The organism is Acinetobacter sp. CIP 64.2 (assembly GCF_000369645.1).
Classification (GTDB): domain Bacteria; phylum Pseudomonadota; class Gammaproteobacteria; order Pseudomonadales; family Moraxellaceae; genus Acinetobacter.
Genome location: NZ_KB850122.1, coordinates 298,280 through 323,434, shown reverse-complemented (window position 1 = coordinate 323,434; position 25,155 = coordinate 298,280). Strand labels below are relative to the sequence as shown.

At 39.5% G+C, this 25,155-nt stretch carries 26 protein-coding genes and 1 riboswitch; of the genes, 11 read left to right on the top strand and 15 right to left on the bottom strand.

Features of this window, described 5'->3' with window-relative positions:
- The 10 genes from lpxD to rimO form a co-directional block, all read right to left on the bottom strand.
- Positions 1 to 1,071, bottom strand: coding sequence for a UDP-3-O-(3-hydroxymyristoyl)glucosamine N-acyltransferase (lpxD, locus tag F895_RS09565; protein ID WP_005241318.1), 1,071 nt, complete (start codon positions 1,069 to 1,071; stop codon positions 1 to 3).
- Positions 1,072 to 1,074: 3 nt separating this feature from the next.
- Complete coding sequence (locus tag F895_RS09570; RefSeq protein ID WP_005241310.1) at positions 1,075 to 1,575, bottom strand: OmpH/Skp family outer membrane protein; 501 nt, start codon at positions 1,573 to 1,575, stop codon at positions 1,075 to 1,077.
- Between the two features lie 44 nt (positions 1,576 to 1,619).
- Positions 1,620 to 4,160: an outer membrane protein assembly factor BamA gene (bamA, locus tag F895_RS09575; RefSeq protein ID WP_005241308.1), complete on the bottom strand. Its 2,541-nt coding sequence runs from the start codon at positions 4,158 to 4,160 to the stop codon at positions 1,620 to 1,622.
- 36 nt (positions 4,161 to 4,196) lie between these two features.
- Entirely contained in the window at positions 4,197 to 5,552 is a 1,356-nt protein-coding gene (rseP, locus tag F895_RS09580; protein WP_005241306.1) for an RIP metalloprotease RseP, read from the bottom strand.
- A gap of 5 nt (positions 5,553 to 5,557) precedes the next feature.
- Entirely contained in the window at positions 5,558 to 6,754 is a 1,197-nt protein-coding gene (gene ispC / locus F895_RS09585; RefSeq protein ID WP_005241303.1) for a 1-deoxy-D-xylulose-5-phosphate reductoisomerase, read from the bottom strand.
- Positions 6,755 to 7,585 carry a phosphatidate cytidylyltransferase gene (locus F895_RS09590; RefSeq protein WP_005241301.1) on the bottom strand — a complete coding sequence of 277 codons (831 nt, stop codon included), beginning with the start codon at positions 7,583 to 7,585 and terminating at the stop codon, positions 6,755 to 6,757.
- Positions 7,586 to 7,587: 2 nt separating this feature from the next.
- Positions 7,588 to 8,337, bottom strand: coding sequence for a polyprenyl diphosphate synthase (uppS, locus tag F895_RS09595; RefSeq protein ID WP_005241299.1), 750 nt, complete (start codon positions 8,335 to 8,337; stop codon positions 7,588 to 7,590).
- 7 nt (positions 8,338 to 8,344) lie between these two features.
- Positions 8,345 to 8,899 carry a ribosome recycling factor gene (gene frr / locus F895_RS09600; RefSeq protein WP_005241297.1) on the bottom strand — a complete coding sequence of 185 codons (555 nt, stop codon included), beginning with the start codon at positions 8,897 to 8,899 and terminating at the stop codon, positions 8,345 to 8,347.
- Positions 8,900 to 8,976: 77 nt separating this feature from the next.
- On the bottom strand, positions 8,977 to 9,705 hold the full coding sequence (gene pyrH / locus F895_RS09605) for a UMP kinase (protein ID WP_005241296.1): 729 nt from the start codon (positions 9,703 to 9,705) through the stop codon (positions 8,977 to 8,979).
- A 52-nt stretch (positions 9,706 to 9,757) separates the two neighbouring features.
- Positions 9,758 to 11,101, bottom strand: coding sequence for a 30S ribosomal protein S12 methylthiotransferase RimO (gene rimO, locus F895_RS09610; RefSeq protein WP_005241294.1), 1,344 nt, complete (start codon positions 11,099 to 11,101; stop codon positions 9,758 to 9,760).
- A gap of 328 nt (positions 11,102 to 11,429) precedes the next feature.
- On the opposite strand from rimO, the gene glnL reads away from it, so the two are divergent.
- From glnL to F895_RS09635, 5 genes are all read left to right on the top strand, one after another.
- Positions 11,430 to 12,539: a nitrogen regulation protein NR(II) gene (gene glnL / locus F895_RS09615; RefSeq protein WP_005241293.1), complete on the top strand. Its 1,110-nt coding sequence runs from the start codon at positions 11,430 to 11,432 to the stop codon at positions 12,537 to 12,539.
- A complete protein-coding gene (gene glnG / locus F895_RS09620; RefSeq protein WP_005241290.1) occupies positions 12,526 to 14,019 on the top strand; it encodes a nitrogen regulation protein NR(I) in 1,494 nt (497 codons plus the stop codon). The genes glnL and glnG overlap by 14 nt, the downstream gene beginning before the upstream one ends.
- A gap of 146 nt (positions 14,020 to 14,165) precedes the next feature.
- Positions 14,166 to 14,807: a TetR/AcrR family transcriptional regulator gene (locus tag F895_RS09625; RefSeq protein WP_005241289.1), complete on the top strand. Its 642-nt coding sequence runs from the start codon at positions 14,166 to 14,168 to the stop codon at positions 14,805 to 14,807.
- A 112-nt stretch (positions 14,808 to 14,919) separates the two neighbouring features.
- A complete protein-coding gene (gene argF, locus F895_RS09630; RefSeq protein WP_005241287.1) occupies positions 14,920 to 15,840 on the top strand; it encodes an ornithine carbamoyltransferase in 921 nt (306 codons plus the stop codon).
- 144 nt (positions 15,841 to 15,984) lie between these two features.
- Positions 15,985 to 16,509 carry a protein tyrosine phosphatase family protein gene (locus tag F895_RS09635; RefSeq protein WP_005241286.1) on the top strand — a complete coding sequence of 175 codons (525 nt, stop codon included), beginning with the start codon at positions 15,985 to 15,987 and terminating at the stop codon, positions 16,507 to 16,509.
- Here the strand turns inward: F895_RS09635 and ispF are convergent.
- Positions 16,497 to 16,988 (bottom strand): 2-C-methyl-D-erythritol 2,4-cyclodiphosphate synthase, encoded by a 492-nt coding sequence (ispF, locus tag F895_RS09640; RefSeq protein ID WP_005241285.1) that lies wholly within the window; start codon positions 16,986 to 16,988, stop codon positions 16,497 to 16,499. The genes F895_RS09635 and ispF overlap by 13 nt on opposite strands.
- 98 nt (positions 16,989 to 17,086) lie before the next feature.
- Between ispF and F895_RS09645 the strand changes: the two genes are divergently transcribed.
- On the top strand, positions 17,087 to 17,734 hold the full coding sequence (locus F895_RS09645) for an A1S_1983 family putative colistin resistance protein (RefSeq protein WP_005241284.1): 648 nt from the start codon (positions 17,087 to 17,089) through the stop codon (positions 17,732 to 17,734).
- A 43-nt stretch (positions 17,735 to 17,777) separates the two neighbouring features.
- Here F895_RS09645 and F895_RS09650 read toward each other — a convergent pair whose 3' ends face one another.
- Positions 17,778 to 19,022 (bottom strand): D-amino acid dehydrogenase, encoded by a 1,245-nt coding sequence (locus F895_RS09650; RefSeq protein WP_005241283.1) that lies wholly within the window; start codon positions 19,020 to 19,022, stop codon positions 17,778 to 17,780.
- Between the two features lie 182 nt (positions 19,023 to 19,204).
- Positions 19,205 to 19,294: riboswitch (glycine riboswitch) on the bottom strand.
- A 137-nt stretch (positions 19,295 to 19,431) separates the two neighbouring features.
- Positions 19,432 to 19,923 carry a hypothetical protein gene (locus F895_RS09655; RefSeq protein WP_005241281.1) on the bottom strand — a complete coding sequence of 164 codons (492 nt, stop codon included), beginning with the start codon at positions 19,921 to 19,923 and terminating at the stop codon, positions 19,432 to 19,434.
- A 513-nt stretch (positions 19,924 to 20,436) separates the two neighbouring features.
- On the opposite strand from F895_RS09655, the gene F895_RS09660 reads away from it, so the two are divergent.
- A complete protein-coding gene (locus F895_RS09660; RefSeq protein WP_227501347.1) occupies positions 20,437 to 21,090 on the top strand; it encodes a hypothetical protein in 654 nt (217 codons plus the stop codon).
- A 78-nt stretch (positions 21,091 to 21,168) separates the two neighbouring features.
- Here the strand turns inward: F895_RS09660 and fumC are convergent, their stop codons facing one another.
- Together fumC and F895_RS09670 are read right to left on the bottom strand one after the other, a co-directional pair.
- Positions 21,169 to 22,563: a class II fumarate hydratase gene (gene fumC / locus F895_RS09665; RefSeq protein ID WP_005241277.1), complete on the bottom strand. Its 1,395-nt coding sequence runs from the start codon at positions 22,561 to 22,563 to the stop codon at positions 21,169 to 21,171.
- Positions 22,564 to 22,678: 115 nt separating this feature from the next.
- On the bottom strand, positions 22,679 to 23,686 hold the full coding sequence (locus F895_RS09670) for an NAD-dependent epimerase/dehydratase family protein (RefSeq protein ID WP_005241274.1): 1,008 nt from the start codon (positions 23,684 to 23,686) through the stop codon (positions 22,679 to 22,681).
- A 68-nt stretch (positions 23,687 to 23,754) separates the two neighbouring features.
- Between F895_RS09670 and tusD the strand changes: the two genes are divergently transcribed.
- The 4 genes from tusD to F895_RS09690 are packed head-to-tail and all read left to right on the top strand — an operon-like array spanning position 23,755 to position 25,154.
- A complete protein-coding gene (gene tusD / locus F895_RS09675) occupies positions 23,755 to 24,123 on the top strand; it encodes a sulfurtransferase complex subunit TusD (RefSeq protein ID WP_005241272.1) in 369 nt (122 codons plus the stop codon).
- Between the two features lie 43 nt (positions 24,124 to 24,166).
- On the top strand, positions 24,167 to 24,517 hold the full coding sequence (locus F895_RS09680) for a hypothetical protein (RefSeq protein WP_005241271.1): 351 nt from the start codon (positions 24,167 to 24,169) through the stop codon (positions 24,515 to 24,517).
- A gap of 11 nt (positions 24,518 to 24,528) precedes the next feature.
- Positions 24,529 to 24,804 carry a hypothetical protein gene (locus tag F895_RS09685; RefSeq protein ID WP_005241269.1) on the top strand — a complete coding sequence of 92 codons (276 nt, stop codon included), beginning with the start codon at positions 24,529 to 24,531 and terminating at the stop codon, positions 24,802 to 24,804.
- Positions 24,805 to 24,842: 38 nt separating this feature from the next.
- Positions 24,843 to 25,154, top strand: a complete 312-nt coding sequence (locus F895_RS09690; protein WP_005241268.1) for a TusE/DsrC/DsvC family sulfur relay protein — start codon at positions 24,843 to 24,845, stop codon at positions 25,152 to 25,154.
- The last annotated feature ends 1 nt before the right edge of the window (position 25,155 follow it).

Sequence of the window (25,155 nt, the reverse complement as noted above, 5' to 3'; positions counted from 1 at the left end):
TTATTTACGCAACTTAAAGGTTGATTCAAGGGACTCTAATTGAGCTTGCATATGATCAAGTCTTTTAGTGATTTGGGTCAATGGCACATCTGCTAATTGTCTTAAGCGTACAATGGTCTTTTTCCAATGACTATTTTCAAAAAGTCCTATCCCAGAAGAATAAGTTCCGGCCTCAGAAATATTTTTTGTGACCATTGACATGCCTGTAAGTATCACATTATCCGCAATTGTAAGGTGACCTACCACACCTGATGCGCCACCTATGATACAGTTTTTGCCAATGCGGGCACTTCCAGCAATTCCGCAATTAGCGGCAATCGCTGTATTTTCACCAATATGAACATTATGGGCAATTTGCACAAGGTTATCAATAATGACACCATCTTCCAAAACCGTGTCGTCTAGTGCACCACGATCTATACTACAATTCGAACCAATACGGACATCATTTCCGATACGAACTGAACCCAATTGTGCAATCCGATGCCACTTGCCCTGATAAGGGGCGAAACCAAAACCTTCAGTTCCAATTACGGTGTTGGCATGAATTCTGACACGATCTTTTAACTGTGCTGCACCTGTTATCGTGACATGGGCATCAATAAAGCAATCTTTACCGATTTCAACCTGATCATCAAGAAAAGCATGTGCCTGAATAATACTATTATTACCAACCACACAATTTTCGCCGATAACCACATAATGCCCAATATAAGCATCATCAGCAATTATTGCTGAAGGATGAATTTGTGCAGTGCTTTCAATGCCTCGTTCAGCAATCTTATTTTCAAATAAATGTGTGAGTGTGGCAAAAGCTAGATAAGGATTATCAACGACAATAAAGTTCTGTTTACTCGCAAGCTGTTGTTTCATAGCTGCTGTAACTATATATGCACCTGCTTGACTCGCTTCGGCTTGCGCCAAATATTTCTCGCCATTCACAAAACAGATATGCTGCTTTTGCGCATGCTCTAAACTTGCCAAGTTAGCAATTTGAAAGTCTTTCAGACCAAATTGCTCACCTTTGACAAGGTGAGCAATTTCTTCTAAACGATAAGTACGTCTATTCATTGATTATTTAATTGCATTAACCTTTTGAATCATTTTATCAGTTAAATCATACTGCGCGTCAGAGGCAATCGCAGAATTTTTATTTAAAATGAAGTCTAAATTATTCTCTTTACGCAATTGTTCAGCTGCCTGCTTCACGCGTGTTTCAAAAGTCGTGTTCATTGCCTGTAAACTTGACTGAACTTTGGTCTGTAAACCTTGTTGCGTTGAATTGAATTCACTGAGTTTCGACTGATATTGTGCAGTAAGCTTTTGAATATCAGCTTGATTCATTTTTTGACCATCAGTCTGTGCTTTTTGCTGCAAAGATTCTAATTCTTTACCCAATTGCTCAAGTTTAGTCGATGTTGGTTTTACTGACTGAGTTAAGCTTGCATTTTGCTGCTTAAGATAAGTGCTGCTTTCCACAACCTTAGCTAAATCTACTACTGCTAGACCTGCAGCATTTACAGTTGCAGAAACCGTGAAGCCTAACCCTAACATGAGCATTGTTAATTTTTTCATTTTTGCATCCTTTATATATTTTACAGCACTAAACAAGGCCGTACTTAGAAAGTACGACCGATTTCAAATTGGATAGACTTCGTCTCATCGCCTTTTTTATCATTTAGCGGATATGCGTAGCTAAGCGATAAAGGACCAATCATGGTAATCCATGTGAAACCTACACCTACGCTATAGCGCATATTGCCAAAATCAAAGCCATTGTTATCTTTGCAATACTGTTTGAGGTCAACTTGAGGCTGACCATTAATCAAAGGTGTTTGCGATGAACTTGGTATTTTACATTGTGTATCAAATACTTGTGCACCTTCAGCAAAAACTACTGGTCGTACTTGACGTGTCCAATCGCCTTTAAATGGTAAAGGAAGTGCTAATTCGGTACCAAATTGAACCAATGCATTACCACCTACTTCTTCTGGGCTAGGGTCATTTTGCCCAGTCTCACGGAAAATTACACTTGGATACTTAGGTCCCAGTGTGCTGTTATCATAACCGCGAACTGAACCATAACCACCTGCATAGAAGTTCTTATAGAATGGTAGATCATTACCATAACCTAACTTACCGTAACCGCGCAGTACAAACCCACCCCAAAGTGATTTAAATGCCTGTGCATCGTAGGTTAATTTTTGGTAATCGACATCACTACCCGGTAAACCAATTTCAAGACCAACACGATGTGACATACCCGAGGTCGGGAAAATTGGACGGTTCAAGGTGTTATACGACCAACCCAAGTTCAAGTTATAGGTTAAGAAAGTGCCTTCGAATGCACTGCCATATGGTTGGAATTCACCATCACAAGTTCCAGGTATTTCAATCGTTTTAGTAGGATCTTTAGGATCTGGCTGAGTTTTTGGCTTGCCTGATGGACACCAAGTCGCTTCAGCTGTCTGCTTACCACCATTTGCCAGCAAATAGTCACGAATATAGGTCGAAACATTTGGACCAGTACGCACTTTCGTTTGATCAATTCCTAAAGAGGCACTTAAACTTTGGTTTTCATCAATTGGATAACCAAAACTTACACTACCACCAATACTATCAGTGACATAGTTGTTGACGTTATAGTCTTTGTTTAGCTTGGTCTTACGATAGTAAACGTTATAACCACGACTCACGCCATCAATGGTGAAGTATGGATCAGTCACACTTAAGTTATAGTAATCTTGCGTTTCAGAACGTGATAAATCAATCGCTACACGATTACCCGTCCCCATAAAGTTAGTCTGACTTAAACCAGCCTGGAAGGTTACACCACCATTTTGTGAATAGCCGACCGCAAGTGTTGTCGTACCAGAATGTTGTTCTTCAACATTCACATTCAAATCCACTTCATCTGGTGAATTTGGTACACGAACAGGTTTAACATCAACGGTTTTAAAGAAGCCTGTACGCTCTAAACGGACTTTAGAAAGGTCTATTTTCTCGTTGCTTGCTAATGCACCTTCCATTTGACGCATTTCACGACGTAGTACTTCATCCGCAGTTTTACTATTCCCCGTGAAGTTAATACGACGAACGGTTACTTGCTGACCAGGATTAATATAATAATTCAGGTTGACAATACCTGTTTGATTATTAATCTCAGGTACAACATTCACTTCAGCATAGTAATAGCCTGCATTACCATATTTACGCAAAAGAAGTTGCTTAACTGCATTCACTTTTTCTTGTGAATAGGTTTCGCCATCTTTATACAATTTAAGCGCTGTTAACTCTTCTGGCTTATAAAGTGCATCACCGAGGAACTTTGTTTCGCCAAATTTAAACTGGCTGCCTTCATCCACCGAAACCTCAATAAAGATATGTTTCTTATCTTCACTGATGTTTAACTGTGAGTTGATGATATTAAAATTGATATAACCTTTGTTTAGATATAAAGCACGTAAAGCTTCTAGACTTGCTGCCATTTTCTCACGCGCATAACGGTCATTACGCGTAACAATTGAAGCCCAACCACTTTCTTTAACCGCGAAAGCTTGCTTGATATCGCTATCACTAAAGACGGTATTACCGATAATATTGATATCGAATACTTTCGCGGCTGTACCTTCATTGAAGTTCAGCTTTAATTCAACGCGGTTATTTGGACGTGCAACTGTTTCAACAGTTACATCTGCATCATAACGACCTTGCTGGGTATATTGTTGTTCTAGCTCAGTTTCAATCACCTGCAACGCAGACTTTTTGAAAACTTCACCCTCAGCAATCCCCATCTTCTTTAAACCTTGTTCTAAGGCTTCTTTTGGAATGAGTTTATTGCCTTTGAACTCCAATTTAGAGATAACTGGACGCTCAACAACTTTAAAGACTAATACATTATTTTCTTTAAAAGCTTTAATGTCATCAAATAAACCTGAAGCATATAAAGTACGGATTGCCTCAGCAATCATCGGATCACTAACTCTATCGCCACTATTTATCGGTAACATAGAATAGATACTTGCAGGTGTTAAACGCACTAAGCCATCAATTCGTATATCTTGTGCAAGAAACTCATCTGCAGCGTATGCTTGTTGTACCACTGCCATCGCACTAACCAGTGCCAAAGGCATTAATAAATGTGTGTGACGCATGCCCATATATTTTCCAGTAAGTTAAATTCCATTTGCGTTTTTTTATAAACGCATGAAGTCGTTAAATAAAGCCAAAAGCATCATGCTACCGAGCAGTACCATACCAACTTTTAGACCAAACATCTGTATTTGTTCAGAAACAGGTTTACCACGAATTGCTTCAATAAAGTAATACACCAAATGACCACCATCCAGCATTGGGATCGGTAGTAAATTTAGAATCCCCAAACTCACACTCATTAAAGCCATAAATGAGATAAACGTTTGCCATCCCATTTCTGCACTTTGCCCCGCCACTTTCGCAATCGTGATTGGACCAGAAAGATTATCTAAACCAATTAATCCACGCACCATTTTGATGATAGAGTTAAAAATCATACCTGAAAGCTGTGTTGTCTTCTCGAAAGCAACACCAAGCGCTTCAACAGGTGAGTATTGAATGGTTTGCTTGTAGTCATTTGGAATCGTGATCTTGCCTGCATCGCTTTTCACACCAAGCATCCCAGTCGTATTACCCATATTGTCGCGTTGCCCTTGAGGCATTACCTGCAAATGCACCAATTGACCTTGACGTATCACATCAATATTCAATAGCTTTTCTGGTGATTTTTGAACAACATCGACAACATCAAACCAATCTTTCATTGCAACATTATCAATTGCAACAATCTGGTCACCCGCTTTCATCCCTTGACGGATTGCAGCCCCATCCGCACTCAGTTCTTTGACTGTGGCTGGAATAACAGGACGGTAAGGCAAAAAACCCAATACATCCAAAGGAGATTGACTTTGATCTTTTAAAAATTCTTTGATTGGTAGATTAAACTGCTTTTCTGCACCAGCACGATCAACAATAATTGAAAGCTGACCAGTCTCACCTACACGATTAACCAAAGCATAATTCAGTTTTTCCCACGTAGTGGTCGCTTTACCATCGACCATCAACACTTTATCACCCACGTGTAAGTCAACTTGTGCTGCTGGCGTATTCGGCATGATTTTCCCGATACGCGTATTCAGTTGCTCTTGTGCAGGTAAGAATAAAATCCAAAACAGGAACACAGCAAAAATCAGATTAATCAAAGGGCCAGCAGCAACAATTGCAATACGTTTCCATGGAGACTGGCGGTTAAACGCATAAGGTAAATCTTGCTCTGCAACATTTCCTTCACGTTCATCCAGCATCTTGACATAACCACCAAGTGGTAAAGCAGAAAGTTGATATTGGATGCCTGATTTCTTAGATTGCCATTTCAGTAAAGTTGGACCAAAACCAATCGAATAGACCAGAACTTTAACGCCTAATTTACGTGCGACCCAATAATGACCAAATTCGTGAATTGCGATCAGAGGACCAAGCAATAAAATCGCTGCAACAATCATAAATAGTGCATTCATACGATTTAGCCTCCTATACCCACAATATACTTTTCTGCAATTTGTCTTGCGATCATATCAGTCTGTAAAATGATGTCTATATTTTCTGCTTTAGCATTTTGTACAGTTTGCAAAGTATTCTCGACTACTTGAGTAATCTCAGTAAATCGAATCTTTTTCTGTAAAAATGCTGCAACTGCCATTTCATTTGCCGCATTTAAAATCGTCGGCGCCAAGCCACCTGCACGCATTGCCTGACGTGCTAAATCCAATGCAGGAAATTTAACAATATCAGGCGACTGAAAATTCAATTGAGCTGTCTCAAACAAATTCAGTGCCGGGACATGTGTTGCCAGACGTTTTGGCCAAGCCAATGCATGTGCAATCGGCGTACACATATCTGGATTACCCATTTGCGCCAAAGTTGATCCATCCACATATTGCACCATGGAATGAATAATACTTTGTGGATGAACAACAACTGTAACAAAATGTTCTGATATTGAAAACAAATGACAAGCTTCGATCAATTCTAAGCCTTTATTCATTAATGTTGCAGAATCAACAGAGATTTTTTGTCCCATTGACCAATTTGGATGTTTACAAGCTTGTTGAGGAGTAACATCATGCAACTGTTCCAAAGAATGATTCAGAAAAGGCCCACCTGATGCGGTCAGCAAAATCTGAGACACCCCGAGCTGGGGCTGTCCTGTTCTTTCTGCATTTAAATAATCGTGGGGTAAAGACTGAAAGATAGCATTATGCTCAGAGTCTACAGGTAACAATAGCGCATGATGATCACGTGCTGCCTGCATCATAATGTCACCAGACATCACCAAGGCTTCTTTATTGGCAAGCAAAACACGTTTACCTGCTTTTACTGCCGCCAAAGTTGGCAGTAAACCCGCAGCCCCAACAATTGCTGCCATAACAATATCAACATCAGCATGTTCAGCAATTGCAATTAAACCCGATTCATCCGTTAAAATTTCAATCTGTTTTAGATGTTCTTGATTGAATTTTTGCTGTAACTCAAATGCTTTATCATTCGGCACAACCACAATTTTTGGATGATATTTTTTACAAATTTCTAAAAGTTCATCTAAACGACTATATGCAGAGACTGCAAATACAGTGTATTGGTCTGGGTGTTGTTCCAATACTTTTAAAGTACTTTGTCCAATTGAACCCGTAACACCCAATATACAAACAGCTTGAGTCATTTAAAGATCTACACCAATAAGTTTTAATATATACATACCCGTTGCAAAAATCGGTGCTGCAGCAAGTAAAGAATCGATACGATCCAACACACCGCCATGCCCTGGAAGAACCCGACCAGAATCTTTAATTCCTGCACGGCGTTTAATCATTGATTCAAACAAATCGCCCAACACGGAAGCAAACACAGTAACAATCGATAGGATTAAGAACAAAATAAGCTGTACGGCAGTTAAATTTAAGTAGGAATATTGCACAACCAACATAATTAGCACAGTTGTAGCGATACCACCATAAAGACCTTCAACAGATTTGTTTGGACTCACAAAGGGTGCAAGTTTTTTCTTACCAAATTTACGGCCGACAAAGTATGCACCACTATCAGCCCCCCAAACCAACAAGAACAAATACATCAACCACCACGGTGAACTATGCCAGACCGCATAGAGCGCTGTAACAGCAGCAGAAATCAGAATAAATCCAACGATATATAAGGATGCATTGTACCAGCTATCCGATTCAGGAAAGTTCTTAACCCAATAGATACTGCCCAACCAAGTGAGAATAGAGGCAGCCCACAGCAAAAGCGCTACATCATCAAAAAATAATGCTAGTGTGGATACCGCCGCAACGCATCCGCCATAGATCCAAGCCTTAGGTTTTGAGACCGATGCAGATGCAGTTGTTCGAGGCATAAGCTTAAACCATTCGTAACCTGCAACCCCTGCGGCTAAAATCATCAGTATAAACATTGGATAATGTGATTGCGTTGCAAACATGCAACTTAAAACAACAGCAACTAACACCAATGCGGTAATAATCCGCTCTAACATTATTAATTCTCGATTTTCGCTTGTTGAATCTGTTCTGAGGTTTTACCAAAGCGTCTTTCACGTCCTGAAAAAACACGAAATGCGTGATCTAACTCTTCTATTGTAAATTCTGGCCACAACGTATCGGTAAAATATAATTCCGCATACGCAGCTTGCCACAACAAGAAGTTAGACAAACGGTAATCTCCGCCCGTGCGAATTAACAAATCAACAGCAGGTAGATCATTTAGACTGACATATTTATCAAATAAATCAACATTTATCTGATCTGCTTGAACTTTTCCAGCAAGTGCATCTTGAGCAATAAGCTTTGCAGCATGTGCCATATCCCACATTCCCCCATAGCTAATCGCAATGGTTAAAGTCATGGAATTAAAAGCTGCCGTTTTTTGCTCTGCGTATTGCATGAGATCACGCAACTCACTCGATAATCGGGCACGATCACCAATAAAACGTAACGAGATATTGAACTTTTCCATACGGGGTAATTGTTCATGAATTGTCTCTTCTAACAACTTCATCAACAACTCTACTTCGTATTGTGGCCGATTCCAATTTTCACTTGAAAATGCAAAAACCGTTAAAGCACGTACACCCTCTTTTTTGCAATGTTCAACAATAGGATCCAAGACATTTTTGCCTTCCCGATGCCCATCACCTTTTTGCATTTGCTTTTTTTTAGCAAAACGATTGTTGCCATCCATAATGATGGCAACATGTTGAGGAAGAAGCGATTCTTCTTGCAAGGTCATAATAGAATCAGACCTTCATCAATTCTGCTTCTTTCGCTGCAAGACGTTTATCAACCTCTGCAACATATTTATCAGTAATTTTCTGAATTTCATCCGATGCACGGCGATCATCATCTTCAGAAATTTCTTTTTCTTTCAATAATGCTTTGATATCACCTAATACATCACGACGGATATTACGAATCGCAACTTTGGCATTTTCAGCTTCCGCACGCGCAACTTTTTGCATATCACGACGAGTTTCTTCTGTTAATGCTGCCATTGGTACACGGATTGCATCAGCAGTAATAGGATTTAGTCCCAAACCCGCTTCACGAATCGCTTTATCAATTGCAGCAACCATTGAGCGTTCAAATGGTTGAACTAACAGCGTACGCGAATCTTCAAGCCCAATATTTGCCACTTGATTTAATGGAACATCAGAGCCGTAGTAAGAAACCATCACACCATTTAAAATTGATGGGTGCGCACGACCTGTACGAACTTTGGCAAAGCCTAACTCTAACGAGTCAAGCGACTTTTGCATACGCTGTTCGCTATCTTGTTTGAGATCGTTAATCATATGATCTTCCTTACTTATTCATTAGGTATTACAAAATATTTAAACATTAGTATAAAGAGCTTTATGGCTCACGTACATTAATTCGTAACGTGAGTACCCTCTTTTTCGCCCATTACGACAGAAAGTAATGCACCAGATTTGTTCATATCAAAAACTTGCAATGGCACATTGTGATCACGACATAAACAAATTGCTGTCAAATCCATCACACCAAGCTTTTCATCCAGCACTTGATCGAAAGTTAAATTGTCATATTTAACTGCATCATCATATTTGCTTGGATCTTTGTTATAAACACCATCCACTTTGGTCGCTTTCAAGATCAAGTTTGCCTCAATCTCGATACCGCGTAAGCAAGCTGCTGTATCTGTAGTAAAGAATGGATTCCCTGTACCGGCAACAAATACGCAAACTTCACCTTGACTCAAGTGACGAATCGCATCACGGCTTGAATAAGGCTCAACCACAGTGCCGATTGATAATGCTGACATTAAACGTGTTCTAATATTACGACGCACCAATGCATCACGCATTGCCAAACCGTTCATCACTGTCGCTAACATACCCATCTGGTCACCCGTTACACGACCCACCAGACCATCTTTCTGTAGTTGGCTACCACGGTACAAGTTACCACCACCAACAACGATACCCACTTGTACGCCTAAACCGACCAAGTGTGCAATCGAAAGCGACATCTGATCCAACACTTGGGCATCAATACCCATATCTTTATTACCCGCTAAAGCTTCACCCGAAAGCTTTAGCAAAATTCGTGCATAACGTGGATTTTTAGACGCTGACATACCTTTACTCCAAACCGACCAATCTCAAAGTTTTCTTAAATTTAATTCAATCTCAAGCAGATTTAATCTGAATTAACTTTGCAAACAAATCATATTCATCTGCATCCGTAATTTCGACTTCAAGCAAATCACCTGCTTTAATCACGCTCTTATCAATATCTTCAACAAAAACATTGCCATCAATTTCTGGTGCATCTGCATAGGAACGCGCAACAGCCACTGGAAATTCTTCTTCCAGACTGTCGACAAGCACCGTCATTGTCTGACCAATACGTTTTTGTAATTTGGCCGCAGAAATCGCCTGTTGAACTTCCATAAAACGCTCATAACGATCTTGCTTGATTTCTTCTGGCACATGATCAGGCAGATCATTCGCAGTTGCACCTTCTACAGGCGAATAAGTAAAACAACCAACACGGTCAAGTTGAGCTTCTTTCAACCATTCCAATAAAATCTGGAAATCTTCTTCTGTTTCCCCTGGGAAACCTACAACGAATGTTGAACGAATCACCAATTCAGGGCATTTTTCACGCCACAATTTAAGGCGCTCTAATGTATTTTCACTATGAGCTGGTCGCTTCATCAATTTTAAGATGCGCGGACTGGCGTGCTGAAAAGGAATATCTAAATAAGGGAGGATTTTACCTTGCGCCATCAAGTCAATGGCAGCATCTACGTGTGGATATGGATAAACATAATGTAAACGCACCCAGATACCGAGCTGACCAAGGGCTTCACACATGTCATAGAACTTGGTTTTGACTGGCTGGCCATTCCAGAAGTCCAACTTATACTTGGTATCCACACCATAAGCAGAAGTATCTTGAGAAATCACCAAGACTTCTTTTACACCAGCACGTTTAAGTGCAGCTGCTTCATCCAATACTTTACCTACAGGACGAGAGACCAAGTCTCCACGCATGCTTGGGATAATGCAGAATGTACAACGGTGGTTACAGCCTTCTGATATTTTCAAATAGGCATAATGCTTTGGTGTTAAACGAACACCTTGCTCTGGTACTAAATCAATAAATGGGTTGTGTTTTGGTGGTGCAGGTACATATTCGTGTACTGCTTCCATCACATCTTGATAGGCTGCCGCCCCTGTTACTTTAAGTACATTGGGGTGCATTTGGCGAATTTTGTCTTCATCTTTACCTAAACAACCTGTAACGATAACTCGTCCATTTTCGCTCATGGCTTCGCCAATGGCATCTAAAGACTCTTGCACTGCAGATTCAATAAAACCACAGGTGTTAACAACAACCAAATCTGCACCGTCATAATCTGATGCAACTTGATAACCTTCAGTCTTTAACTGAGTTAAAATTCGTTCAGAATCTACCAATGCCTTAGGACAACCTAAAGATACAAAACCGACTTTGGGGGTCTTCATGAATCTGCGCTCCACTTGAATCGGCGTATTGTATGACTTTTCTTTGTCTTCGCATAGCAGCAAAGCCATCTCTTTGTGTAATGCACCAAAATACAACCAAAAATTTAAATAAAAACCAACAACGCACCAATTTGGAACATAATAAAATATTGAAATATGCAGATGTATGTGAAAAATACCGTATAAATCGATATTTCCAGAATTAAGTGATTGAAATTTAGTTAATAGAAAGTTGGCTTGTATTTTGCATAAAGTACATTTTAGAAGTTAATGGCTCTTCATTAAAATTTATATTTATTGCGCCATTTTAAAACAGGACGATTCACAAATGGATCAACAGAACCCTATCGACTATCGACTTTTAGTAGATAATCTGACAACTGCCATATTATTGGTCGATAGTAAGCTTAATATTTTTTATTTAAATTCTGCTTGTGAAGCATTATTTGATATCAGCTTGCTGCGCGCTTCGGGTCAGCCTGTATTAAATTTACTACATGCGCATGATGACGCGTTCAACACTCATGAAGCTTTATTAAACACATTAGAAAGTGGTCAGCATTATACCCGTCGCGAAGCAGTGATTAATGTAAATTTCAAACCCATTCATGTTGATTACACCGCTTCTCAACTTAATGCAGGTAAAAGCTATCACCCCTTACTGCTGATTGAACTCAATCCGATCGATCGGATGTTAAAAATTTCAAAAGAAGAAAATTTGGTTCAACAGCATCAAGTTGCACGACAACTGGTTCGCGGTGTGGCTCATGAGATCAAAAATCCGTTAGCGGGTATTCGTGGCGCAACTCAATTACTGGCACGTAGTTTAGGTGATGATAGCTATCGTGAGTTTACCGACATCATTATTAGTGAAGTTGATCGACTCACCAATTTAGCCGATACCATGCTTGGCTCGCGTCAACTTCCTAGTTACGAGCTGGTCAATGTGCATGAACCCTTGGAACGTGTTCGCTCACTGATTGCCAACCAGACCAAGAAAAAAATCAAGATTACCCGTGACTATGACCTGTCGTTACCCGATGTGATGGCAGATCGTGATCAGTTGATTCAGGTCATGCTTAACATCAGTGTTAATGCAGTACAGGCCATGACAGAAAATAAAGACTTTTTTATCGAGTCAGAGCCAGAACTTGCTCTAAGAACACGAATTCAGCGTCTCGTGACCATTAATGGCGTGTTAAACCGCTCAGCCATCCGTATTGATATCGAAGACAATGGCCCTGGTGTCCCAGAAAGCATCCTCGAATCTGTTTTTTATCCACTGGTAACAGGGCGAGCTAAAGGCACAGGACTTGGCCTCAGTATTGCTCAAAATATTATGCATCAACATAACGGAATGATTGAGTGTCAATCAGTTCCAGGAAAAACCGTATTTAGCCTATATCTACCTTGGGAGTTAAACCATGTCACGAAATAAAATTTGGGTAATAGATGATGATCGTGCCATGCGCTGGGTACTAGAAAAAACGTTCAAAGAAGAAGGTTTTGATGTCACCAACTTTGAAGAAGCACAAACTGCACTGGAACGTCTGCATGATGATGCGCCAGACGTAATTCTTACCGATATCCGTATGCCTGGTATTGATGGACTAACCTTCTTATCCAAGGTTAAAAACACACATCCAGATTTACCTGTAATCATCATGACAGCACATTCAGATTTAGAATCTGCTGTATCAAGTTATCAAACAGGTGCATTTGAATATTTACCAAAACCTTTTGATATCGATGAAGCACTCGCATTGGTCAATCGTGCGATTTTGCATATCAATAAATTGCAACAACAAGAAGCCACCAAAGCAGCATCACCTTTACAGTCAACGGAAATTATCGGCGAATCACCAGCAATGCAGGAAGTTTTCCGTGCGATTGGGCGTTTATCGCAATCACATATTACGGTGCTTATTAACGGTGAATCTGGTACAGGTAAAGAATTAGTTGCTCATGCCTTACATAAACACTCACCTCGTCGTGCCAAACCATTTATTGCACTGAATATGGCGGCCATTCCCAAAGACTTGATTGAAACCGAGTTGTTTGGGCATGAAAAAGGTGCGTTCACAGGTGCAAACACCCAACATCAAGGCCGTTTTGAACAGGCCAATGGCGGTACGTTATTCCTTGATGAAATTGGCGATATGCCTTTTGAAACACAAACACGTTTACTCCGTGTCTTGGCAGATGGTGAATTCTACCGTGTCGGTGGACATATCCCTGTCAAGGTCGACGTACGTATCGTGGCTGCAACCCATCAAGATTTGGAAAAACTGGTGAATGAAGGACGCTTCCGTGAAGACTTATACCATCGTCTGAACGTCATCCGTATTCACATTCCAAAACTGTCACATCGTAGCGAAGATATTCCGATGCTGGCTCAGCATTTCTTGGCTCGTGCAGGAAAAGAACTTGGGGTAAGTCCTAAAATCTTACGTACTGAAACTACGGATTATATGCAACAGCTACCTTGGCCTGGTAACGTTCGCCAGTTAGAAAACACTTGCCGCTGGTTGACCGTCATGATCACTGGTCGTGAAGTTTATCCGGAAGATTTACCTGCCGAGCTCAAACAGGCATCAGTACAAAAAACCAGTGATGTCCAAACAATATCAGGCACTAGTCCAGCCTTAGTTGAGCGTATTGCAGTACACCACTGGGATGAGCTCTTAGGTCAATGGGCAATTCAAAAGCTTAAAAATGGTGAAATGAAGCTCCTAGATATCGCCACACCGATGTTTGAACGCACCCTAATCAATGCAGCATTACAGCAAACTCGTGGTCGCAAACGCCATGCTGCTGAGCTCTTAGGTTGGGGGCGTAATACCCTAACCCGTAAACTCAAAGAACTTGGCATGGATTCCACCGATGACGAGGAGGATGACGAAGCACGTTCTGCTTAGAAGGCATATTCATTCAAAGCGAGTACCCTGTTACTCGCTTTTTTTTGTTCAAGTTGCAGTGTTCTTCCGTATGCTTAAATTCATAGTCATACAATGGATATGGTTTTTGTTATACTAGGATTAACCCAACCAACCTAAAGTAGATAATGACTGATATTTGCTATCCGAGTTGCGCCAAACCTCAAACTCGTCGTGGAGAAGAACGTCGTCTTGCCTTATTACTATGTGCAAGCGATTTATTTCTAGAGAAAGGTTATGAAGCAGTTTCTTTGGATGATATCGTCAATCATGCAGGGGGCTCTAAAACCTCAATTTACAAATACTTTGGTAACAAAGAAGGTCTTTTTACCGCGATTTGCGATTATCGAAGAGAAGTATTTTTTAAAGGCGTCTGTTTCCCTTATACACCAGAAACAAGTACTTTAAGAGATTACCTAATGCATACCCTGCAGCGTTTTTACCAACACATTATCCAACCAGAAAATATTGCCTTTATGCGAATGTTTACAGAACAGACGCAAAAGGACCCTCAACTTGCCCATTATTTCTACAATCAATGTGCTCTCAATATTCAAAACACGATTTCCTCTGCGCTTGAGCATGCTCATACAAATAATGAAATTTACTGTGCACAGCCACAGTTTTCTGCAACGATGTATTTTGGCATTTTAAGAGACGTCGAATGGCGCAACTTAATGGGCTTAGACGTACCAGCCAATGATGCAGAAATTATTGATTATATTAACTATTCAGTAGATCTTTTTTTAAAAGCGCATCAAAAAGTCTAAATCTTTTGCATTTTTTCAGACGTATAGTATAGTAGTCAATTCTTTTTAATTCACCACTCGTCAAACAACAATTAATTATTGTTTTAATTCAATAATTATTGTGGGAGTAGCTATGGCGCTTCGGCATTTCCTAACTTTACGTGACCTATCTTCATTAGAGTTGCAACGCATTTTAGATCGTGCGCAAGAGCTTAAACGCATGCAACACAGCAACACGCTTTTTCAACCGTTTGCGGGTAAAGTTTTGGGAATGATTTTCGAAAAATCGAGTACACGTACCCGAATTTCCTTTGAAGCTGGCATCTGTCAATTTGGCGGGAGTGCAATTTTCCTCTCACCTCGCGACACACAATTAGGCCGTGGCGAACCTATTGAAGATTCTGCACGTGTGATTTCAAGTATGCTCGATATCGTGATGATCCGTACTTTTGCTCACGATATTGTTGAACGCTTTGCATCTTACTCAACAGTGCCTGTGATTAATGGCCTGACTGATGATCACCACCCTTGTCAATTGCTTGCCGACTTACAAACCTTTCAAGAACATCGTGGCAGCATTGAAGGCAAAACCGTAGCCTGGATTGGTGATGGTAACAACATGTGCAATTCATATATTGAAGCTGCACACCTCATGGGCTTTAAGCTTAAGATTGCAACACCTGAAGGTTATGAACCAAAGCCTGAATTCTTAGCTGAATTTGCAGATTGTGTAGAAGTATTTAATAAGGCCGAAGATGCTGCCGTTAATGCCGATCTGATTGTGACTGATGTCTGGGCCAGCATGGGACAGGAAGAAGAACAAAAATTACGAGAAAAGGCGTTTTTATCATTTCAAGTTAATGAAAAACTTATGGACTTGGCTCATCCTGATTGTCTGTTTATGCATTGTTTACCTGCTCATCGTGGCGAAGAAATTTCGGAACATATGCTAGATCACAAAAATGCTGTGGTTTGGGATGAAGCTGAAAACCGTTTGCATGCGCAAAAAGCCTTAATGGAATTCTTACTCAATGAGAATCTTAAAAAAGATTAAGTTAAAAAAACAGCATCATTGGATGCTGTTTTTTATTTGTGCGTTCTAAATTGAACACTGAAATAAAAACACTTATAGTAAGACCAGCCCTTTAGAATAAGTTTCTCATGATGTGAGAACTTCACTCAATATGCAGCGGACGTTATGACTTCACTTGAACAAGCCTTATCTCAAATACCAAACTTCTCTTTGGTGCATGAGCATCTGTTTAGCTCTGGTCAACCGACTGCCGAGCAATTACAACAAATCAAAGAGTATGGTTGCGGCACAGTCATTAACCTTGCAACCAGCCAATCTGACAATCATCTGGCTAAGCAAGACCAGATCTGTCTAGATTTGGGATTAAACTATATTCACATTCCAATTGGTTGGGATGTGCCCTGTTCTGAGCAATGTTTATTTGTTTTAGATCTTATTGACCATCTGGTGCAAAACGAAATCATTTGGCTGCACTGCAATGACAATATGCGTGTCAGTAGCTTGATGTACCTCTATCGCCAGTTCTATATGAATATCGACCTACCAACAGCACAAGAGCTGTTACATCAAGTTTGGGAACCCAACGAAACATGGACCGGTTTAATTCATAGCATTACTTTACAACTGCAAGGTCGTAAAGCAACGCAAGAACTAGAACAATCATTGATTAACAGCAATCATTTTGCTTGATGTGAAATCAAAACCGTTGCGGTCGCCAAAATCCCTTCTTGGCGACCTGTGAAACCAAGTTTTTCCGTTGTTGTGGCTTTAATACTGATTTGAGTTACATCAACATCCAATACATCTGCAATACTCTGGCGCATTTCCAGATTATGTTTAGCCAACTTAGGACGCTCACAAGCAACGGTAATATCAGCATTATTGAGTTGATAACCACGATCTAGAATCAATTGATAGACATGTTTAAGCAACAAGCGACTGTCAGCACCTTTGTATTCTGGATCGGTATCTGGAAAGTGCTGTCCAATATCACCCAATGCCAAAGCACCCAGTAACGCATCACTTAATGCATGCAACACCACATCACCATCGGAATGCGCCTTTAAACCATGCGTATGTGGAATTTGAATACCGGCTAAAGTAACAAAATTACCTTCTTCAAATGCATGTACGTCAATCCCTTGTCCAATACGAATTTGAGCAACCATATGATTTTCCTTTTACAATATACTGAACAAATCTTGTATTCAGGCTTTCTATTTCGCTATAGTACGTTGAGCAAATTAGACTGAAAGTATAAGTGATTATGCTGTTTAACACTGTAAGAAATCAATTAAAGAAATCTGGCTACATCATCACATTGAGTTGTTTTTGCTCAACATTTACCTATGCCGAAGCAATTGACTGCACGAGCAATGATTTAAACGCCAATAAAATCTGCTCTAAACAATATAAAGAGCAGCGTTTGAAGCTGAATACCAAGTTTCTGACTGCCTATTTAGTAACAGACGCCCCACTACAGTTATTACACGATACACAAAGCTTATGGCTAAATCAGGTACAACAGTGCAAAAGTAAAAATTGTTATCAACAGCAATTTGATGCACGTTTAGACGATTTAAATTTTTATACTTCAATGAATCAAACATTGACACAGCATTATTTAAAATATGAACACGGTAAACTAGCAGCGCAACCTGTTCATTTACAGATTCACCAGCTCGATAAAGACAAACTTAAAATCGAAGGAACGGCCTATCGCAATCCGAATAACCGTCTAGAAACCCAAACGCAGTCATTGCTCGCCTATAGTACGCCTGAACAAAGAAGCCAAATCATTGATAATGAAAAAAAATGCCAATATCAATTGGACTTCCAGAAAGCACTGTTAATTGTTAAATCTGAGCAAAAAGATTGCAGTCGCTTTACAGGTATTTACCGCTTATACGACTAATCCAAACACGACAAAGCCGATGTTTTCACATCGGCTTTTTTATTCAGCTTGGAAATTTTTGTGCAATTTCCTGACTGATCAATACAGCTGTTGCGGCAGAGAGTGTCCAGCCTAAATGTCCATGTCCCGTATTATAAAAGACTCTTGGTTGCTTACCTTGTCTCACCACAGGCAACATATTCGGCATCATGGGACGTAAACCCGCCCATGGAACCACATGTTCCGTTGAAATATCAAAGTTCTGGTTTACCCAATTAATTAAGGGTTGAATACGATCTGCACGAATGTCTCTGTTGTAACCGTTAAACTCAGCTGTTCCCGCAATACGTAAACGGTCTGCACCTAAACGTGAGGTCACGATTTTTACACTCTCGTCGAGCAAACTCACCCAAGGTGCATTATTTACGCTACGCTCATCTTTGAGTTGTACTGTAATAGAGTAGCCTTTCACAGGATATACATTGACGCTGTCCCCTAGCATATCGGCCAGTTGATAGCTTCCGACTCCCCCACAGACTAAAACCAGATCAGCAATAATTTCAGTAATCCCATCCGCAGTTGGATTAACATTTTCCGAGCTATTTTTACAGTGAACAATCGCTTTGTCTTGGCTAAATTTAATATCTACCACATCCAGACCAAAACAATATTTCACACCATATTGCTGTGTTCTTTCCGCCAACCCGACAGAATACTTATGGATATCACCAGTTGCGTCACCGGCAGTGTAATATCCGCCATAATAGTCACCTGTTAATGTCGGTTCGATGGCTTTCATTTCTTCAGGAGTTATCGCATTCCGTTCTAGTTTCCCTTCAACCAATACATCATTGACTTGCTTGGCAATTTGGTAATCTTCTTTAGTGTGATACATATGCAAGATGCCACGTTTTTCCAAGTCAAAAGAAATATTTTCCTTTTCAGCAACCTCAAACAAACGTTGTCTTGCCAACAAGGCTAAACGCACTGTTTCAATGGTATTGGCTTTATAATTTTTAATATGCGTCAAAAACTCAATCAGCCAGCGATACTTGTGCACACTAAAAGATGGGTTGAGCAATAATGGTGCATCTTTCTTACTCATCCATTTGATACCTTTGAGTACCGTTGCTTTTTGGTTCCAGACTTCCGCATTGCAGGCAGATAATTGCCCACCATTGGCAAAAGAGGTTTCCATAGCTGGAAACAGATGGCGATCAATCACCGTCACCTCATAACCCAATTTAATTAATTCATAAGCAGACGTTACACCCGTAATCCCCGCACCAATTACAACAACATGTGGCATAGCAAACTCCTAGAAATGCATCACATTTCTTAATGCATAGCCCCATCTGTCATGGTACCTGAGAGTTTCGGCAGATGATTACCAATTAACCATTAAGCCTTCCCCTTCGGTGAGTGTTTGTCGTAGAAGAATAAAGTTGTCGTATATTTCTACAAGTTGAGCACTGCTCTCCAGATTGTATTTCTATTATTACAGTCCTTCTGCCTGAGAGTTTCCGGGGTCGTTGCTCCTTCGGCGAGTTCATTGAAGAACTTCTCTCCCGCAATAATATTTATATCCCTATAAGCAATATATATGCCGCTTAAAAATACAGACACTAAATTCTTGTAATTGTTTGTAGACGGAAATTTGTTCTATTGGGCTAAAGTTAAGATCATAAAAAAGCAGGCTGACAGCCTGCTTTAAATAATTAAAACTTGCATTGCAAAATTTGATCTGGGAATTGTCCCTTCCAAAGCTCCCGCAATGTCGGTAAATAGAATTTTTCCCCAATCATCACCTGTTCAGCATCAATCAGTGCATGAATCTCATGCATCAACACATAATCTAAGGCAATCAACGATAACTGTGGTTGAGTTTGGGCGATGTGTTTACGTTTAATTTGAGCCTTTTTAACTAACTCATTGGCAAAGTTTTTATCTTTATAGGTGGTAATCGCGCTTAAACGTAGCTCGATGATGCCCCAGCCCTCCAATAGTTTTTTAAAAATCTCAAAGTCTTTTGACGTCGCTTCCCAAGTCACATTTTCCAAATTATTGTCTTCTGGCAATACAGGCAAGAGTAAGTCTGCCGTACTTGGAAAAATTTTCTTTAAATTCAACAGAAACTTAACAGGATTTTCATTTGGAAGATCAGAAAATTGGATGTTGGTTTTGGTATCTGTTAAATAGATAGAGAGCATCAAAAAAAATCCTAAGGTAAAATGCTGTTTTATATAAACTTAATTTCAGCTCTGCACAGTGTTGGCAAAACAAAAAAGATAAAAACAGAAGAAGATGATCATTCTAACAATTATGACAATTTATTCAATGTTAGTTTCGCTCTAAAGACTTTCCTCTACACATTAAGTAGCTCCTACAAAATCATAATCTCAAGCATAGAACATAGTCAAAGAGAGATCTTTGACCTTAACCAACTGCCTACCACATCATGGAGAATAATTATTTACATCATCATCGTGTAGCAGATACATAAAAGTTTGCTATCCGTTCTCTACCTTTGGAATAATAGAACTGACCATGCAGGTCAGTTCAAAATTACTCATTTCACAGCTTTTTTAAGATTAAAAAAATGTGAAATATCTATTAATTCAATAGGCTTTAAAACAACGGACATCATTTACTGATTACCTTATGTCTGTTCTGAATAGGCTTTGTAGGAGTTAATCAAAGTGATTAAGATCAAAGAATTGATAATGTCTGAACGTATAGTCTTAGATAAATCAAAACTATTAGATACATTAGACAGCACATCCATTTCATTAAAAAATAAACTTGTATTTCTACCTTTTATCGCCCATTTCGTTATGAACTTTGGTGACTTTAATAAATATATATTGCCATTTAAAGCACCAACAAATGAATTGGAAAATCTCGTAAACATACATGCAGCAGAAGATGCCGAACATTGGATTTGGTATGTGCATGATTTAGAAAAACTAAGCTATGATCTTCCTGAAAAATTTACGACAACTTTAAAAAAATTATGGTCAAAAGAAAATGAAGAAAACCAAATCCTTTTTTTCGAGTTAGTCCATTTAGTTCACAACCAACCAGCCAATATTCGACTTGCAATTATCGAAGCAATCGAGATTACAGGTCATATCATCTTTTCAAAATTGAGAGATATCACCCAACATTCTAATTACCAGTTAAGTTATTGTGGAGACATCCATTATCATAAAGAAACAGGTCATACCATTGGAGCTGAAGAAAAAATCATAGATCAGCTAACCTTCTCAACATATGAAAGTGAAATTGCAATTCAATCTATAAAACAAGTCTTTAAAGCATTTAGTCGCTGGTATCAGTACTTGGATTTCCTTATTTGTACACATCATAGATCCTGACCAACTATAGTACTTAATATCTCTATTTTATAAAGAAATCCCTCTATTCAAGAGGGATTTTTTATTCAGGAATCAAGCTTACTTACTATTTGGAGAAACCATATTTTCAGGTTTTACCACCTCATCAAATTGCGCTTCGGTAACCAGTCCGAGTTCAACTGCAACCTGTTTTAAGGTTTTATTCTCCTTATACGCAGTTTTCGCAACTTTAGCCGAATTCTCATAGCCAATAACAGGATTAAGTGCCGTGACTAACATCAAGGAATTATGCAGGAAGTAATCAATTTTTTCACGGTTTGGTTCAATTCCAACCGCACAATGATCATTAAAGCTATTACATGCATCACCCAATAACTGAATTGATTGCAATAAGTTGTATGCAATCACAGGCATAAACACATTGAGCTCAAAGTTACCCGAAGCCCCTGCAACATTGATCGTAGTGTCATTCCCTAAGACTTGTGCAACAACCATGGTCATTGCTTCGCTCTGCGTGGGATTGACTTTGCCTGGCATAATACTCGAACCGGGCTCATTCTCTGGAATACGGATTTCACCAAAACCACAGCGTGGGCCACTTGCCAACCAACGAATATCATTCGCTATTTTATTTAAACTTACTGCTAGCGTTTTTAATGCGCCTGATGCAAACACAGCTGCATCACGCCCCGCCAAAGCTTCAAATTTATTTGGTGCTGTGACAAATGGTAAGCCTGTAAGTTCAGCCAACTGTTCAGCTGCTTTCACTGCATAGTCAGGATGTGCATTCAGTCCAGTCCCCACAGCTGTACCACCTAACGGTAACTCATACAAACCTGCAAGCGCTTGCTGTAAACGTTTTAAGCCATGTTCCAGCTGCGACACATAACCACTAAATTCTTGCCCTAAGGTCAAAGGGGTTGCGTCTTGCAAATGCGTCCGCCCAATTTTCACGATATCATCAAATTCTTTTGATTTACGTTCCAGAGTAGCCTTGAGTTTTTCAACAGCAGGAATCAGTAATTCATTAATTTGGATACTGGCTGCAACATGAATTGCAGTTGGGAAAGAGTCATTGGTCGATTGTGCACGATTGACATGGTCGTTTGGGTGTACTGGTTTCTGTGCTCCCAATGCCTGCCCTAATTTCTGATTGGCAATATTGGCAATCACCTCATTACAGTTCATATTGCTTTGTGTGCCTGAACCTGTTTGCCAAACCACCAAGGGAAATTGTGAATCCCATTGTCCAGCAATCACTTCTTCAGCAGCACCAACAATATACTGGCTCAAATCTTCAGGCAGTTGTTTTAACTCAGCATTGGTCATTGCAGCAGCTTTCTTGACTAACCCCATTGCACGAATCATCGCCCGCGGTAAGCGCTCCTGACCAATCTTAAAGTTTTGTAGACTCCGTTGCGTTTGCGCCCCCCATAAAGCGTCATTGGGTACTTCAATTTCGCCCATTGTGTCGTGTTCAATTCGCATTTGCATAAACAACCTCTGCTCTATTTGGTTAAAGTTCTCACGGGCTGAAGCAAGGTGATGCTTTGGCTAGTAGCCATTATCCTAATCAAAGCAGATATAATTGTAAATAAGAATCATTATCTTAATTACCTTTTAAGGTATTTAAATAGAACCGCCATTCATCTTCAATCATCACAGTCAAAGGTCGCTTTGGAGACCAATTCAATACCTTCTCTGCTTTCTCTAAAGCTGCCCCGAGTTGCGCTATTTCTTGATGTTGAAAAACCGCTGGTTGAGTATTCACTTTTGTTTGCGTCACCTTTTCGATTTCATTCAGCAAAGTTTGAATCGATGTCAGTTGCGAATGTGCAATATTGAATGACGCTAAGCAATTATATTGTGACTTCAGCCAATTCAATGTTTTTAGGATTGCCTCGCATGCATCCAAAACATGTAGGAAACTTCGCTCAACCGTACCATCAGCCGTTGCTGCCTGATTTTGCAATTCAATATATTTGCGTTGCATCGCTGCAACCTGTAAGGCCAAAGGCACAATATTTTTGGGTAATTGCGTAACAAATTCACCTAAAACACCATGCTCAAATGCACCCACGATATTCGATAAACGCAAGTTCACAATACGCCATTCAGGATCGACTTTATAAGTATCAGCAATAATATCTTCAACCATTTGCTGTGATCGAACATAGGGATTCGGGTAGCTATAATTAAACTTGGTTTCTTCAGATAGTTTCGCATCTGATTGGCCATATACAGCCAAACTCGAGAGATTAATTAACTGTCTAACCCCCATTCGCTGCATAGCTCTTAATAAGCTCATTATGCTACTGACGTTGTCATTATAATATTCCAGCGGTTTTAACACAGATTCTTCTAAAGATTTAAAACTGGCTGTATGAATCACTGTATCAATTGAATATTGTTCGAATACTTTATTTAGAGCTGGTGTATTACGGACATCCAGTTTCGCAAATGGAATATACATGCCTGAAATATATTCGAGCCGCTCTAAGGTCTGTAAGGTTGAATTGGCTAAATTATCCACAATAACAATTTCTTGACCATGAGCCAACAGACTCAAAGCTATATGCGAACCAATAAAGCCTAAACCACCTGTCAGCAAAATCATTGTATACTTACCTTCCTTTAAATCTATCCATCATTATTTTTGCCTACTACGACCATAGTGAATATTCAATGAGTACACTACTGCTAATTACTTCTGCGCCTACGTCAATTTTGGCTTGGCATGCTTTTGGTTTAGCTCAAGCCTTACAAAATAAGCATGAAGAACTTCAAGTCTTCTTTTACCAAGATGGTGTTCAGGTTGCGAATGACTTACAGTGGTTTCCTGATGATCAACGCAATCTAAAACAAGAATGGCAAAAGCTCGGCATTCGACTCCCTGTCTGTGTCAGTGCTGCCCTTGCTCGGGGAATCACTGATGCGGACAATGCAAAGCGCCATTCACTCCAACATTACAACTTAGCCAAAGGCTTTGAACTGGTTGGTCTTGGTGAGCTTGCTGACGCAGTACAAAGCTGTTCTCGTTTAATTCAATTTTAATTTAAGTTCTTTACTACAGTGTTGCTTTGAAAAGGTAAATTGTGTGAAATCTGTACTCGTCATCCTAACGCAACCTAACTTAACAAGTTTGCAAATCAATGAAAGCTTGTCCGCAACTATGGTTTTAGCAACCTTTGGTATTTCTGTCAAAGTATTATTAAAGTGTGCGGCAATTAACTTATTGGACAATAAGTTAGAATTTGATCAACTTAAACATGAGTTTAAAATTGCAGCCAATATGGTTGAAAGTTTTGAGTTCTATGATTTGACTCCAATTTTAATTGAATATGAAAATCAAGAACTTAGAATCATTAAAAATACAGATCAGGAGATCGAATTCATTGATCTCAATCCGGAGTTTATCCAGTCATTTGATCATATACTATACTGGTAAGGTGTTTCATTATGGAAAAAACAACGCTCTTTTTAGTCCAATCTGCAACAGAACAGCTCTGGTCTGACTTAGTAAAAATGGCACAATCTGATGACTATATTGTGATTATGGGTGATGCAGCCGTTCAGGTGTCTGCATTAATTACAGCAACTTATCATCACATTTATTGTTTAAGTAATGAGCACAATCTTCTTAATGATGAAGTTAAAGACAAAATTCAGGCAATCGATTATGACCAATTTGCAGAGCTCAGCTTAAAATTCAAACGTTGTGTTTCTTTGAAATAATATTTCTCTCATTCATTTTTTATTTTTTAGGCTATTTTATGCAGTTAGAATTAGACCAAGACGGCCATTTAGTTGATTACAGCATTTGGGATCAAAACGTTGCTCAAGAGTTGGCAAAGTCTTTAGATTTACAATTAACGGATTGGCATTTTGAGATTCTTTATGCTGTAAGACAGTTCTATCAACAATTTGGTCATTCACCTGCAACACGTCCACTCATTAAGTTTTTAATGAAAACTGTTAATGCTGAAATTGATAATGCCTTGTTGCAGCAGAAGTTTAATACAGGTTTAGTCGCTCGTCATTTAAGCCGTTTAGCGGGTGTACCTAAACCTGCAAATTGTCTATAAG